The organism is bacterium (genome assembly GCA_016699595.1).
Taxonomy (GTDB): Bacteria; Patescibacteriota; Dojkabacteria.
In genome coordinates this window covers 253980-269104 of sequence record CP064982.1, presented here as the reverse complement: position 1 = coordinate 269104, position 15125 = coordinate 253980, and the positions used below count along the sequence as shown (strand labels likewise).

Below are 15125 nucleotides of genomic sequence, written 5' to 3'. Positions count from 1 at the left end.
ATTCATTGTGTTAATATATCTCGAAGAAAATCTGCATGTTCTGGATCTATTATTCCATTCAATACCAAGAAATTGACTAATTCTTTATGATAATTATTTTTTACTTCTTGTTCTCTTACTTTCAGTCCTTGATAGGTTCTGATAGTTTCAGCATCGATCCTAGCATTCTGATCATCAGAAAGCCGTCCGTTACTTCGAATCTCTTGGATATCTTGTTCATCAAAAAAAGGGTTATTACGGTTAGTAAGCATACTTAAAGCTGCAACACTGTTGCTAGACTTTGGAAGTGCTCCTTTAATCTGATTCATTACATCTTCATCACGCATTCTTTTGATAGGGATGTTATTAATCTCACTTCCAATTTTAACCCACTCAAGAACTTGATCTTTCAATATTTCAAGTTCCACATTCAAAGTATCCAAATCATTACGATCTGCTGTGGCTTCAGTAAAAGCAGGAATAGCACCTTTGATAATATTGACAGCTCCTTTAAATTGATTTGGAAAAACAACATAAGTAGAAAGTCCAAGTAGAAGAGCCAATAGTAGTGCTGTTGTAGTTCTTGGTGTCCGAGGAGTTTCTACATTATCAATATCCCAAACGTTATGCATTGCTTCTGTCAAAGTCAGTCCTGTTCCAACATTATCTAATTCACGTGGAAACACTGATTGTATTAAACGGACAGTTTCCTTAAAAGAACTTTTTCTCATAATATTAAATATTTACTAAGTTAGGATATATATTTTCATAATTTTACTCCTTGCCATCAAATTGCTTCAATACTTCCTCCCTTTCCTTTGTTGGATCACCTACTTTTCCATAACCCAACCTTCTTAAAAGATTGTTCATACTTCTTATTGCTGGACCAACCAATCCAAGTCTATATATGTTGTTCAAGCTCTTTGCAGCTTCAATATCATATGCAAAAAAGAAACTCCAATAAGTCATGTTGAAAAGAATTGAGTTGATAACAAACTTTAGTGAGTCTTCAGGAACTTGAACTGGCAAGGATGTCGAAGTGTCTGTAAATAAACTTCTTGCATCTTTTATATTTGGTATATTTGCAATGGAACGACGTAAAACAGTTGTTAATAATTTTATAGGAATACTAAGTACATCGGGATAAACTTTGTAAGCTAGTATATTTACCAATGAGATCACACTCCCGATAAGTCCTTGTCTTTTGAATAATGTACCTAGCTCACTATATGGAGTTAGACTATATGCAATTGGTGTAATTTGCTTAATACCCAATATTCCTTCATAACTATTTAGCTTACGAAAAGCTGCAGATATCTTACTTACCATAGGAATTGCAACAACTATTGCAACTAGTGGAGAGTTAACAATTCCAAGCAAGCCTTCTGTCACCATCGAGTGACCAAAGGCTAGTATCACACTATTTATCCCACCGAAAAGACCTATGACTGAAGCTCTGGCTAGTATATCTGAACTAAATCTACCTAAAGTTAACCCTATTTTTTCAAAATTGTTACTACTTTTTATGTCTTTAACTCTATCTACTACTGCTGATTCCTTCAACCTTACAAATGGCCCCATAAACAAAGATATCAAAGTCATATATGTAAAGATTGTACCTAAAGGAAATAATGATATATTAGCAGACATGATCGGATCAGCTATACCAAAAAAACTTTCAATACCAGACAAAATAGTTTTTACTACATTGGTATATAAGAAAACAGATAGAAATGGTGAAGCTATAGCTACTATGAGTTGTTGAGGATCTTTTGGATCTGGTAATATATCTCTAAAAAGAGATGCAAAGTTTTCTTTTGAAAATACTTGTACAAACCCTTGTCCCAATGCATTCTTTAATTTGGCCTTATCAAAGAATCCTTTTGCAGCTTCAGCAGCAAACTCACCCTTATTCCTTAAATAGGAGTTACCATAAACTGCATAAGCTTCTAGTGATTTTGAAAAGTTCTTCCATGTATAGTCTAACTGAGCAAACAAAATTGTGGCTGCGGTTTCTTTGGATATTCCTAGATAACTATATTCATAGTGTTTATCTCCACCTACTGTAGCAAAATCTAGTACAGATAGAACGACTATCAATGATGTAAGCTTATTTACTGCTGCATCAAAAAAACCCATAACATTAGCATTGATTGATTCTACAATGTTAGATATCTTATATGATGGATCTGCACCAGTCAATCTTTCAAAAAATGTGGCAATAACTGGTAGCATTTTTTTATAAAAATCTGTTCTATTTGTTGAATTTACTATATCACTAATTCTAAAAATAATTCCAGGGATAGAATCTCCTGCATCAGGAAATATATATGCTCCAATTTCATCGTCATAAAATATTTCTATTAAAGATGGATCAGATTTCAAAGCTATAATGAAATCTTCTATAGAGTGATATTTAATATCACCTAACTTTAGTTTCTGCCTGTCCTCGATAAACTTTTTTATAGCATCATGCATCACATCCTTTTTAGCTCCATAATTAACTACATACCGGGTTAATCTTACGGTAAGTTGCTGCTTTGTCAAGTATGCAAATGCATTTTCCTGCCATTGCCTAACTGCAGAAACCAATCCAAAAGAAGGATCAAAAGCAACTCTTTTGCCTTGCGCTCTTGCATCTACTATTGAATCTAAGTAACCAGATGTCAAAATATGTTGTATAGCTGCAGTATATCGCCATATCAACTTATCAGGATTCAAATCAACCATATTTAGAATACCATAAGGCAAATAACCATATTCATTTCTAGATCCTAACATCAAACCGAACAGATATGGTGAGACTTTTTCTAAATCTGAATCTGAAAACTTCGACCTTACAGAAACGAGTTCAAGAAAATTTCGTCCAGAAATATAAATATCCTTTTCACTTTTTCTAATTCTACTTATGTTATCAGCGCTATCTGTAATATCGCCTAAACCAATCTGTAAGGTGTAACCTTGTTGCCCTTCTGTTACCAAAAATGGAATATTATTTTCTTTAAGTAACTCAAGAAGACTCAGAATTTCATCATAAAATGTATTTGACGATCCTGTTGCTTTGAAGCCGGGGGCAACAAATATTCCACATGACTCAAGAAAATGTTTCAACGGCGAATTTGGTCCATAATTAATTATACGAAATGCATCAAAAACTTTCTCATAAGCAGCCATTAGTTCTGATGTTTTTCCTCCATAATTTTTAACGATATCTGATGCAATAGCACTTGCAATTTCAGTTGGTCTCATTGTCCCCTGTCGACCCAAGATAGTAGCTGTCTTTTCCAGTTTAGGTTCCCTTATAGCTTTGACAAACCCTTGATAGCCTACCCCTGTATAAACATTAAAGTTTTCATTAACAAGATGCTCAATTACTGGCTCTCTTCCATGAAGAGACAAAACAAAGTTGTTTTTCCCCTCTTCATCTCCATCAAAGGCAACGTCAACCAAAACACCATACCGATCGCTCCGGTTTTCAGGTGAATTAACTAAGTAGTCCACAAGATCAGGAAGATTCAAAGCTTTTCCATCAAGGGTTGGTCTGAGTCTACGGTTTAGACCTCTTATTGCACCTTCAGAGATAGATCGAGTAAACAAATCATGCAATCTATGAGATTCTTCAATCTTTTTTAAGGCTGAAGTATATCCAACTCCACCCCCATAACTGGGAAATATTTTGTTTAATACTTCCTGAACAATGACTAAAAGAGTTAAAGGTACTGGTTGAGCTGATCTCTCGTCATGAACTAAGCTATCTCCAGCAGACATAAGAGTCTGCATATTGACAATTAATGCATCGTTTACATGTGCTCTCAACAATCCATTTAAACGACCTATCTCATGCAGGCCATATATTATATCTCGGATATTGCAAGTCGATTCAATAGTAGTAACAGAAAGTCTTGGATCATTTTCGGGGTCTACTCCCAAAGAAGATTGGCAATCTTTGCCAAGCCTAGTTAAAAGCTCAGATCTATTTCGGTCAGCATTTGAAAATAAAACACTTAGATTAGTCAAATCAAAAGCAACTTTTTCAGGAATGTGCCAAAAAATTGCAGTATAGCCAGGCTTCGACTTGTAGGATTTATATGCTTTATGAGGTATGGTGAGATCTAATTCCCCAAAATCAAAAAAAAGTGCTTCTTCTAACTTCTTTTGTTTACTAGAATCACCCTCAAATAAGGATATAAGATATTTAGCATGATCTCCATATGTCGTAGATTCTCCAACTTTCTTAGCTATTTCATTTATCCTGCCATCCAATCCGACGGCACTATGAGTCAAAGCATCAGATACCAAAGGTATTATATCAATAAAATACAGAACTGCCTCTAATTGCTTCCGAATATTCTTGTCTTTCGCTCTTTCGGCTGCTCTCATAATTGTCGAAATACTTTCTGGTGCCCATCGAGGGACAGGTAGATTTGCATCCATTGAGTCTCCAAGAAAGGACTTTACTTCAGCAAGAATTTTTTCTGGATCACCGGAAGAGCCTGGCAAATATTTAACCACCTCATGCGATCCATATGTATTTTCAGGTCCTTTAATAAACGGCATTCAAACAAGTATATGTAAATAATAGCGTATAGATTATAACAAAAAGAGTTGATATTTACCAACAATAAATATAAAATCAAACATGAATTGTATGCCATCTTTTCTACAAACTTTACAACAATGACATTTACTTTTTTCACTAGCAAAAACATGTTTAAAATTTTTAGCCTTTACCTTGTCATAAATGCTATTTTTTTTGGTCAAATATATGCAGTTCCACCAGTGTTGACTATTGATAGTATTTGCAACGGATATGTTGATGCTACTTATGGAAATGATCCAAAAAGAGCATTAGACAAGTCAAGAGATCTTCAATACTGTCGTATATGTTTATCTGAAAATTCAGCACCAGGAAATACAAGTACTACTTCACCAACAGGCAATACTCAATGGACTTCAGCTGGATGTATATATTCAAATTTAGTAAATGCAGATAATGCGAAAAACAATATTACAACCTCTATACTTAGAATCTTTATACCAATTATACTTCTTATGGTCTTTGTAAAAATAGTTTTAGCTGCTATGAATGCAAAAACAAAGGATAACAAGAGTGAAACTTTCAAAGAAATACAAGATGCAATTCTTACTGGAATGCTTGTAATAACTATGCTAGTATTCGGTCTAGCAGGTATCCCATTTTTTATGAGAGAACTGCTTGGTCTTAGTCCTTATTTGAATGACCTACCAATTTTGATATAAAAAGAGCTTTTGATTCTAGAATTAGAATCAAAAGCTCAAAACAAGTTGATAAATTATCAAGTTTCATCAATCCTTCAAACCAAACTTTCTTCCTTTTCCAGCACCCATTCCAAATATCAAACCTTTTTGTTCTAGATCTTTCAAGTCGCGGAACGCGGTCATAGCTGATATGTTGAACATTGTACAATATTCTCTTCTCACAATATTTGGATACTTTTTGAGATAAGTCAAGATTTTGTATTGTCTCGAATTTAGAGTTTTGAAGACATTTGGCAATTTTTTATCTTCTTCTTTGATACTATCCAAAATTTCGTTTAGATTATCTGCAAAATTATCAAATTCAACATTTAGGTTGTATAGAAAACTTTCAAACCATTGTCTTTCTTTCGCATTCATGTCAGGAAATATTACCCTCGCTTTTTCCTGTAAATCTTTGTAAGAAGTTTTGAATTTTTTCAATTCATCAGTGATTTGTTTTTTTGTATTTGTGTCATTCATAATTTTGATTATAACACACGTATCTAGATATGCAAGTATTTATATACCACATATGTAAGTTTCATTCAAAATCTTCTAGTTTGTATCAATTCCCCAACTCTTTTCTGACTTCATTGGATATCCCGCTACCCGATTTAGATCACAAGGGAAATTTGTAGCTTCTCTGATATTATCAAGTTCAAATATTTGCTTGGTCAGTCGTTCTAAACCAAAACTAAATCCAGCTTCCGCAGGCATACCGTATTTGAATGCTTGAAGGTAGTGAACATAATGTTCAGGTTTCAATCCTTGTGCAATTAAGTTTGTATAAAGTTTTTCAAAGTTGTGAATTCTATGCGTACCAGACAACCACTCTAAACCTCTGCATTCGAGATCAAATGAAAGTGATTCATCAGGATCAGCTGTTTTATCAGTAACTGAATCTACCGTTCCAACTTCATTGTTCCAAGTATAAAAATTCTTATCCCTTTTGAAGTTCAATAGCCAAACAAAATCACTGTCAAACTTTTCTAGAATATACTTTGCAATTTCCCTTTCATCTTCAGGTTCCAAATCAAGTTCTTCACGATTGGCAGATTTGCCAGTTCTTTCTTCAATTATTTGCAACGCTTCTTTAACTTTCACTTTTGGAAATCTGCCAGAAGGTAGTTTTGGTAAATTCACACCATGGATTTTCAAATCTGCAACATTATGCTCTGCAATATAGTTGACGATGTCTCGAACTACTTGTTCTATGACTTGCAAGACTTCATCATAATTATTGACGAAACCCATTTCTCCATCCATTTGAACAATTTCCATAAGATGTCTGCTAGTATTGTGTTTCTCAGCACGAAATACTCTTGCTATAGTAAACACTCTTTCAAAAACTCCAGTCATAATTTGTTTGTAGATCTGAGGAGATTGTGCTAAGTATGCCTTTTCGCCAAAATAATTAACTTCAAAGACTGATGCTCCTGATTCGGATGGCACTCCTATCAAAACCGGTGAAACAAACTCTGTAAATCCTTGCCTCTCCATAGATTCCCTAAATGCTTTCATACATGATGCTTGAACTCGAAAGATAGCTTGCTGTTTAGGATGTCGAAGTACAATAGATCTAAGATTCAATGCAGTATCTAGTTCTACATTCAAGTCTTCTTTTGAAATATCGACTGGACTAGGGTAGGTAACTGGATTCAAGACAGTAACTTTTGAATTTGAAACTTCATATCCATACTTTGATTTCTCATTCTCTATAGCTTTACCTTCAATTTGAATTATTGTGCCTGTATATAAGTTATCAAGTTTACGCAGTTCTTCAGCATCTTCAACTACACATTGTGCCAGACCTCCTCTATCTCGAATAATGATAAAACCAAATTTGCCAAGATCTCGTACATTGTGCAGCCAACCTTGCAGCATGACTTCTTGACCTGTATTTTCTTTAAGTTGTGATGTGAGTGTTCTTTGCATAATTTTGAATACTTGGAATTAAGTTATAGTGATATTTTTTATAACAAAAAAAGGCCTTTACAAAATACTGAAACTTTCAATACTTTGTAAAGGCGAGATTAAAAATGTAATTCGCGGTGCCACTTTACTTTTGGATTATAAATAATCTAATCTTTCTCAATTATTTAATTTGTACTTTCTCCCTAAGTTGTCACTAACTTAGATCATAAAAATTATGTCAACCTAGTTGAAAAACCAAAGATTTTCCAACTACAATATCATCGAATGACATAGTCAAAGACAATATTGTTGGTTGACAAAGTCATTGTACCAAAAAAGAGGTATAAGTCAAGCATTTTTTGAGAAATATTGTAACTTTATCTAAAATAAGTTAAACCCCTATGGAAGTGGTATAATTTTTGTGTAAATTATTGAAACTTATGAATGTTATAGACAGCGGCAAAAAAACAATATTCGTTGCAATGTCCGGAGGAGTTGATTCTTCAGTAGTTGCAGCACTTTTGAAATCAAATGGAGATAATGTAGTTGGAGTTTACATGAAAAATTGGTCAGGTGAAGATTTTGGAATTCAAACTGATTGTCCATGGGAAAAGGATGTAGAAGATGTGAAGTTAGTTTGCGACAAACTTGGAATTGAGATGAAGATATATAACTTTGAAAAAGAATATAGAGAACAAGTTGTAAATTATTTTTTTGATGAATATAGAGCAGGTAGAACTCCAAACCCAGATATACTTTGCAATAGTAAAATCAAGTTTGGAACTTTTCTAAATAGAGCATTAGAGGAAGACGCTGATATGATCGCAACAGGACATTATGCAAGAGTAAAGTCAAGTACTGACAATATCACTCCAAATTTGGTGGCCTCCCTGTCAAGGGAGGTGGACAGCGAAGCGGGACGGTGGGTTAATTACAATACAAACTTGACAAAATTAAATAGACATCACAAACGAGCAACTAGGTCTGAAAATCATCTTTGGTATGACTTCTTATCAAAACTAGAAAATTATAAATTTACAAGACAAAAACCAATAGGAAATTTCATAGTAGATTTTTATTGTTCAAAATATAATCTTGCAATAGAACTTGATGGTGCAGAACACTTTACTACTGAAGGTTTAGAATATGATAAAGTAAGAACGAATTATTTAAATAGTCTAGGAATAAATGTTTTAAGATTTGAAAGTAATGATGTAGAGTATAATTTTGAAATTGTTTGCACTAAAATTAAAAATTATTTAACCTCCCAAATTTCGCAAAGCGAAATTTACCCTCCTTATCAGGAAGGCCCAACTGTAGAATTTGCTAATGTAAATAATCAATCTAAATCTGTTGAATATTTTTTACTAAAAGGTTTGGATCAAAACAAAGATCAGTCTTATTTTCTGTCTGATCTAAATCAATTTCAGCTTAGCAAAACACTATTTCCAATTGGTCATTTACAAAAAAGTGAAGTTCGAAAATTAGCAGAAGAGTTTGAACTTCCAATTGCAACAAAGAAAGATTCTCAAGGAATTTGTTTTATAGGAGATATTGATGTTGCTCAGTTTTTGAGGAATAATATCGCTTATAAACCTGGAATTATAGTAGATGAAGACAGTGGGCTTAAAGTAGGTGAGCATGATGGGATTGCATTTTATACTATAGGTCAACGAGAAGGTCTGAATAAAATCAAAGTAATTTCGCCACATCAAAAACCATATTTTGTAAGTAGCAAGAATTTAGAAAAAAATATTTTGTATGTAGTTCAAGGAACTGATAATCCGAAGTTATATAAAAATAGTTGCCAACTTGAAAACCTTCATTTCATAAATTCAAAATTATTCTCCTCCATTGGAGGAGTGTCCGAAGGACGAGGTGGGTTGGTTGATCTTGAAGTTGAAGTTCGCTATAGAGCAAAACCTGTTCGAGCAACATTAAACTTAGAAAATAATGAGCTAAACTTCGCAGAACCAGTTCGTGGAATCTCTTCAGGTCAAAGTGCAGTTTTCTACAATGGCGAAGTTTGCTTCGGAAGAGGGATAATTCAATAGCAAAATCTCAAATTATCCTCCCTTGTTGCATATCAAAAACCTTCTGGTAATTGGTATATCTTTTTTGGGTCTCCCTTTTCGAGATGTGCACCTAACGCAAACAAATTCGTCACAAGCTTTTGGTAGTCTGAAAGATTCGAGTTCTTCTCAAAATCATTAATATTCTCTTTCAAATAATGTTTAATCAGAGTATGCATGTGTTCAGGTAAATACATCAAAGAGGAATCTAACGTAACCCCAGCATTTCTGATTGAACTTCCAGATGCCTTTCCTGGTTGAGATATCTTACGTAATAACTCAGAATGTGTATAAGCGAGATTTAACGCCTCTTTTTCTCGCTGATCAACTCCATCCGTAAATATTTCACTTACAGGCATAAAATATTTTTTGGTTTTATTTCGTTTATATAGCATATTTAAAAAATCCTATATGAATTAAATTTCATATAGCAAAAAGAAAATATTTTAGTAATTATACTATAATGAACTGCATTTTGCAAATAAAATAAAATTTCAAAAAAACTATTATTTCTCTTGACATCATTTTCAGAAACTACTAAAATGGTTACCAGTGGTGATAAGTGGTGATGCTCATCGGAACTCAAGATTCTATTCTTGGCGACAAAAACAGAATAGCTATGCCCAAAAAGTTTTCCGATGAGCTTGGAAATAAACTTATCTTGACCCGTGGCTATGATAATTGCTTGATCGTAGTGAACGACAAAAACTGGAATAAACTTATCTCACAATTTGAAGCGGTTCCATTTTTGAATAGTGATGTAAGAGATGTAAGGAGATTTTTGATAGGTTCTGCAATAGAAGTTGAGCTTGATAGTCAAAGAAGATTTGTGCTTAGTGAAAATTTGAAAACTTATGCAAATCTGACAAAAGAAGTTTATTTCGTAGGACTTGGAGATTGGGTCGAAGTTTGGGACAAAACAATATGGAGTAAAAGAATGAATGAAATGAATTCAACTGAAATAGCAAACAAAGTTTTTGAAGTTATAAAATCCTGATGCATATACCTGTAATGCTCAAAGAAGCAATTGACAATCTTGATTTTTCAAAAAATGGGATTTGGATTGATTGTACGCTTGGTGGAGGTGGTTATTCACAAAGTATAATTAGCAAATTGCAAAAAATGCCGCTCCTTGGAAGGGTAAGTGAAGCTCGGGGTGGGTTAGGGAATATTCTTATTTCATTTGATCTTGATCAAAGTGCGATTTCAAACTTTGCAAATGAATTAGAAAAGCAAGGATTTAAGTTAGTCGATAAATTGTATTTCGGAATAAATAGATCTGAAATATTGATTTATAAGGTTTTAAATAATGGCTTAGAAGTAATCTTAGTTAATGAGAACTTTGCGAAAATAAAGGAAGTTATTGAATTTTTGAAACTAGATAATATTTTGAATAATTTAAAAATTAGAGGAATGGTTGCAGATTTAGGTTTGAATTCTGATCAACTTGATAATGAATCAGGATTTAGTTTTCAAAACTTAGATCAAGAACTTGATATGAGATTAGATAGAAACAGCAATGTCAAGGCTTTGGATATTTTGAAAATGGCTAGTGTGGATGAGTTAGTGAGACTGTTTGAAAAGTATGCAGATCTAAAAGGAAGTTACAAATTTTGTAAGCTGGTAAAAGATAGAATTAAAGACAACCGGGATCTGAAAGTAGGGGGCTTAGTTGAAATAATAAATATTGCTTTTGGCAAAAATAATGCAGTTAAGTTTAATTTGCATAGCAAAGTTTTTCAAGCGTTGAGAATAGTTGTAAATAGCGAATATGATAATTTAGAAGGATTGTTGAGTTCTGGATTTGAAGTATTAGGTAAATTTGGAGTATTTGAAGTAGTAACTTTTCATTCTGGTGAAGATAGAATTGTAAAGCATTTTTTTAAATCCTTTGAGGAACAAGGTTTGATCGGCAACGATCTGAAAGATCAACCTATAATCCCAAATGAAATTGAAGTTGAGAGTAACAACAGATCAAGATCAGCAAAATTTAGATTCGTAATAAAAAAGTAAGTTTCATAATCTCCCTCACGGGAGGGATCGACAAAAGTCAGTATTGGTAAGAAAAAAGTTTAAAATGTCACTTTATTTTCAACACAACACAACATTCATTCCAAGAAAAGTTCAGGAACAAACAAGGAAAGAAACCGAGAGAAAGCAACTTGCCCAACACAAACTCGTACGCCTTGCTATAGCAATTTTTAGTTTGATGATAGTGATGCAAATGTCTGTTTTTGCTGTTTTTGCAACCAAAGGAGAGGAAATTACAAAATTACAAGCTCAGCAAGTGAAACTTAATCTCGAAAACAAGGAATTAGAGTCAAAGATATATAATTTATCTTCAATTGAAAATCTACAAAATTTCGCAAGTGATATGAAGCTAGAAGTCTCCAAGAAAATTGTAAGTATCAAAGTTGATAGTGTAAATAATGTTGCATTGGGACAATAGGTGAATTATTCCTTTCCTTTTAGGAAAGGTGTCTCGCTTTGCGGGACGGATAGGTTAGTAGAATTTACTATAATTTGATTTAGATATTCATCAAGAAAGCTATATGATTTGAGAACATCAGAATTTGTTATTCTAATTATCTTTATTCCATATCTTTTTACATATTCATCCCTTATTATATCTTCATTACCCCTAAATTCGTGAGTTTCACCATCTACTTCAATATTTGTTTTTAACTTTTTGGAATAAAAATCTAATATATATGGTCCAAAACAAATTTGTCTACTAAAACCGTATCTATACTTTTTATTCAGAATCTTCAGAGCTACCCAAACAAAAACTTCATACTTATTCATAATTTTTCTATTCTGCCTTGCAAACTTAATGCTTGGTTTATAAATTATATGTTTGTTTTTTGCAATCATGTTTTTAACCTATCACCCCTGCGGGGAGCTTTCCTAACAGGAAAGCAACTTTCAAAGAAATCATTTTACTCAAACAATCCCATTTGAGGAATTTTTTCTGAATTTATTTTTTTATTTACTACCTTTTTGACTTTATTTTGACTATCTTCAAAAGATTTCAAAATTTCCTTAGCATTATTTATAACTTCATTTGGCATTCCTGCAATTTCTGCAACATGAACCCCGAAAGATTTCTGCGCTTTACCAGGAATTATTTTATGCATAAAAATCACTTGATCATTTTTTTCAGCAATTTGAACGGAATAATTTGAAATACCATCATACTTTTTCTCAAGTTCAGTAAGTTCTAGATAGTGCGTTGCAAACAAAGTTCTGCACTTCAGATTTTCGTAAATATACTTCATGACTGACCAAGCTATAGCAACTCCATCAAAAGTCGAAGTTCCTCGTCCAATTTCATCTAAAATCAAAAGTGAATTTGAAGTCGCATTATTCAAAATATTTGCAGTTTCATTCATTTCAACCATGAAAGTTGATTCACCTTTTGACAAATTATCACTTGCTCCAACTCGAGTAAAAACTCTATCAACTAGACTTAGCTCACAACTTTCAGCAGGAACAAGACTTCCAATTTGAGCCATTATAGCTAAAAGTGCAACTTGCCGAATATATGTGGATTTTCCAGACATATTTGGACCTGTCAAAATCATCATTGAGTTTTGACTATTCAGATTTAAATCATTCGAAGTAAAGTTTTCAACTAGTTTTTCAACTACTGGATGACGATTTGAAGTAATAGCTAGTACTTGCGATTTTTCAGTAAATATAGGTCTTGTGTAATTATTTTCCTTTGCAACTTCTGAAAAAGAAAATAAAGTATCAACTTCTGCTATAATTTGTGATACTTTTTGCAAAGTTTGAATATGTTGTATAAATTCTTCTCTAAACTTTAGAAATAATTCTTTTTCTAAACCAATCAACTTTTCATCTGCAGTTAAGATTTTCTGCTCCATGTCTTTCAATTCAGAAGTTATATATCTTTCACCCCCAGCAATAGTTTGTTTGCGGATATAATTTTCTGGAACTTTTGAAGTTTGCGAATTTGATACTTCTATGAAATATCCAAAAACAGAATTAAACTTCACTTTCAAGTTTGATATTTGTGTTTGAGTAATTTGTTCTGCTTGATAATTTAATATCCAATCTTTTGAATTTGTTGAAATATTTCGAAGTTCTGCAATTTCAGAATTATAATTATCTTGAAAAATATTTCCTTGATTTATCTCAAAACTTGGATTTGAAAGTAGGGATGAGCTAATTTTGTTTTTAATTATATTTAATTCATCAAAGTACTTAATTAATTTATTTAATATTAAACCTTCTTTTAATTCGCCTTGCTTATTTTCAGAATTTAATTTAGTTTAAGTTTGAATTAAATTTAATATTTCAGATATAGAACCATCTAGTGCTACAAAATCTTTCGGTGAAATTGTTTGAAGTCCAATTCTTCCGCAAATTCGCTCTATATCATAAATATTATCCAGCGAATTTGAAATAACTAATTTATTATCATTATCTAGTTTCAAAAAGTTTTCGACATTATCAAGTCTATTTTGGATTTGAGCTAAATTTGTCAAAGGTTTCAAAACCCAACTTCGAATCAGTCTTTTTCCCATCGGAGTTTTAGTTTTATCCAAAACTCCAAGCAAAGTAGTAGGTTTATCTGAATTTAAGTTTGATAAATTTATAGGTTCAATAAGTTCCAGACTTCGTATAGTTGCAAAGTCAAAATTCATATTTTCTGAAAAGTTATCAAAAACTAGTTTTGTGATATGGCTAAGTTCAGTTTTTTCACTAGTTTTGACATAATTCAATATAACTCCAGCTGCACCAATTGCAATTTTATAATTTTCAATACCAAATCCAACTAAATTTGCAAGTTTGAAATGTTGGATTATATTTTTATAGCTTATATCAAAGTCAAACTGGAATTCTTCGATCAAAGTAAGTCTTGTTTGGATGATCGGAGTAAGGAAGTACTTCAGTTTTTCTGGAAGTAATATTTCTCTTGGTTGCAAAGTTGAAATTTTGTCAATTATTTTACTTGGTAGTTTATTTTGAGCTAAATAATTTTGACTAGTTTCAAGTTCTATAAGTTTGAATTCTCCAGTTGAAAGTTCAAGATAACTCAAACCCCAAACAATACTGTTTTTATACTTAGAATAATTCAAAGCTAGAATAAAGTTTGATTCTTGTTCTTGTAAATTTTTCTCGTCAATCAAAGTTCCTGCTGTTACAACTTTTGTAACTTCCCTTTTCACGATTCCCTTGGCAAACTTGGCATCTTCCATTTGCTCAGCAATTGCAACTTTGTAACCTAAATTTACAATTTTTCCTAAATATTGGTTCAGCGCGTGATGTGGAATTCCAGCCATTGGTCGTTTTTTCTCACCTTTATCTCGACTTGTCAAAGTTAAACCTAAAACTTTACTCATTTCACGAGCATCATTATCAAAAACTTCGTAAAAATCTCCCATACGAAAAAATAAGATACAATCAGGGTATTTTGATTTCAGATCTAAATATTGCTGTTCTGCTGTAAGTTTTGGTGTAGACATTTGCCAAATTTTAGCACAAACAAAAAATGTTTGACAAATGATAGAGAAGTGATATAATAGGATATGGGAAAGTTCAAGAATATATTTAACTCTGTTATTGTGATAGTTATGTGTGCAGAATTAGGTTTAGCTGTAATCCGAGAAGTAAGGTACTTTAATGAAGCTCGCAAGATTACTTCAGGTGAGAATTGTATTCCATGGGGTGATAATGTTGCTTTCTATAGGCAAGGCAACGGTGCTTTAGGTATTACAACCTGGGCAGACAGTAAACCTGGAAGTTATGGACTAGCAGCTAATGAAGTAGATTCCGCACAAGTTGATGGGTTAGGTGTGCGGTTGGGAACACAACGTTGCAAGGAAAAATAAATTTTCCTTTTCTGCTATAATTTCG

The 15125-nt window shown here is 32.7% G+C and carries 14 protein-coding genes; 6 read left to right on the top strand and 8 right to left on the bottom strand.

Annotated elements, in window-relative coordinates:
- Positions 1 to 2: 2 nt before the first annotated feature.
- Both IPJ91_01385 and IPJ91_01380 read right to left on the bottom strand, forming a co-directional pair.
- On the bottom strand, positions 3 to 665 hold the full coding sequence (locus IPJ91_01385; protein ID QQR93792.1) for a hypothetical protein: 663 nt from the start codon (positions 663 to 665) through the stop codon (positions 3 to 5).
- A gap of 88 nt (positions 666 to 753) precedes the next feature.
- Complete coding sequence (locus IPJ91_01380) at positions 754 to 4536, bottom strand: hypothetical protein (protein QQR93791.1); 3783 nt, start codon at positions 4534 to 4536, stop codon at positions 754 to 756.
- 150 nt (positions 4537 to 4686) lie between these two features.
- Here IPJ91_01380 and IPJ91_01375 point away from each other — a divergent pair, with 150 nt between their 5' ends.
- Positions 4687 to 5238 carry a hypothetical protein gene (locus tag IPJ91_01375; GenBank protein QQR93790.1) on the top strand — a complete coding sequence of 184 codons (552 nt, stop codon included), beginning with the start codon at positions 4687 to 4689 and terminating at the stop codon, positions 5236 to 5238.
- 66 nt (positions 5239 to 5304) lie between these two features.
- Here IPJ91_01375 and IPJ91_01370 read toward each other — a convergent pair whose 3' ends face one another.
- Together IPJ91_01370 and aspS are read right to left on the bottom strand one after the other, a co-directional pair.
- The gene (locus IPJ91_01370) at positions 5305 to 5736 is read right to left on the bottom strand and encodes a DeoR family transcriptional regulator (GenBank protein ID QQR93789.1); all 432 of its coding nucleotides are present in this window, start codon (positions 5734 to 5736) and stop codon (positions 5305 to 5307) included.
- Between the two features lie 75 nt (positions 5737 to 5811).
- The gene (gene aspS / locus IPJ91_01365; protein ID QQR93788.1) at positions 5812 to 7191 is read right to left on the bottom strand and encodes an aspartate--tRNA(Asn) ligase; all 1380 of its coding nucleotides are present in this window, start codon (positions 7189 to 7191) and stop codon (positions 5812 to 5814) included.
- A gap of 419 nt (positions 7192 to 7610) precedes the next feature.
- Here aspS and IPJ91_01360 point away from each other — a divergent pair, with 419 nt between their 5' ends.
- The gene (locus IPJ91_01360; protein QQR93787.1) at positions 7611 to 9224 is read left to right on the top strand and encodes a DUF559 domain-containing protein; all 1614 of its coding nucleotides are present in this window, start codon (positions 7611 to 7613) and stop codon (positions 9222 to 9224) included.
- Positions 9225 to 9256: 32 nt separating this feature from the next.
- Here IPJ91_01360 and IPJ91_01355 read toward each other — a convergent pair whose 3' ends face one another.
- Positions 9257 to 9637 (bottom strand): hypothetical protein, encoded by a 381-nt coding sequence (locus tag IPJ91_01355; GenBank protein ID QQR93786.1) that lies wholly within the window; start codon positions 9635 to 9637, stop codon positions 9257 to 9259.
- A gap of 173 nt (positions 9638 to 9810) precedes the next feature.
- Here IPJ91_01355 and mraZ point away from each other — a divergent pair, with 173 nt between their 5' ends.
- The 3 genes from mraZ to IPJ91_01340 all read left to right on the top strand — a co-directional run bounded on the left by mraZ (position 9811) and on the right by IPJ91_01340 (position 11691).
- Complete coding sequence (mraZ, locus tag IPJ91_01350; protein QQR93785.1) at positions 9811 to 10239, top strand: division/cell wall cluster transcriptional repressor MraZ; 429 nt, start codon at positions 9811 to 9813, stop codon at positions 10237 to 10239.
- Positions 10239 to 11255 carry a 16S rRNA (cytosine(1402)-N(4))-methyltransferase gene (gene mraW, locus IPJ91_01345; protein ID QQR93784.1) on the top strand — a complete coding sequence of 339 codons (1017 nt, stop codon included), beginning with the start codon at positions 10239 to 10241 and terminating at the stop codon, positions 11253 to 11255. The genes mraZ and mraW overlap by 1 nt, the downstream gene beginning before the upstream one ends.
- 64 nt (positions 11256 to 11319) lie before the next feature.
- Positions 11320 to 11691: a hypothetical protein gene (locus tag IPJ91_01340; GenBank protein QQR93783.1), complete on the top strand. Its 372-nt coding sequence runs from the start codon at positions 11320 to 11322 to the stop codon at positions 11689 to 11691.
- Between the two features lie 5 nt (positions 11692 to 11696).
- Here the strand turns inward: IPJ91_01340 and IPJ91_01335 are convergent, their stop codons facing one another.
- From IPJ91_01335 to IPJ91_01325, 3 genes are all read right to left on the bottom strand, one after another.
- Entirely contained in the window at positions 11697 to 12116 is a 420-nt protein-coding gene (locus IPJ91_01335; protein QQR93782.1) for a DUF559 domain-containing protein, read from the bottom strand.
- A gap of 65 nt (positions 12117 to 12181) precedes the next feature.
- Entirely contained in the window at positions 12182 to 13489 is a 1308-nt protein-coding gene (mutS, locus tag IPJ91_01330) for a DNA mismatch repair protein MutS (protein ID QQR93886.1), read from the bottom strand.
- 48 nt (positions 13490 to 13537) lie between these two features.
- Entirely contained in the window at positions 13538 to 14734 is a 1197-nt protein-coding gene (locus IPJ91_01325; GenBank protein QQR93781.1) for a hypothetical protein, read from the bottom strand.
- Positions 14735 to 14797: 63 nt separating this feature from the next.
- Between IPJ91_01325 and IPJ91_01320 the strand changes: the two genes are divergently transcribed.
- On the top strand, positions 14798 to 15100 hold the full coding sequence (locus IPJ91_01320) for a hypothetical protein (protein QQR93780.1): 303 nt from the start codon (positions 14798 to 14800) through the stop codon (positions 15098 to 15100).
- Positions 15101 to 15125: the final 25 nt, after the last annotated feature.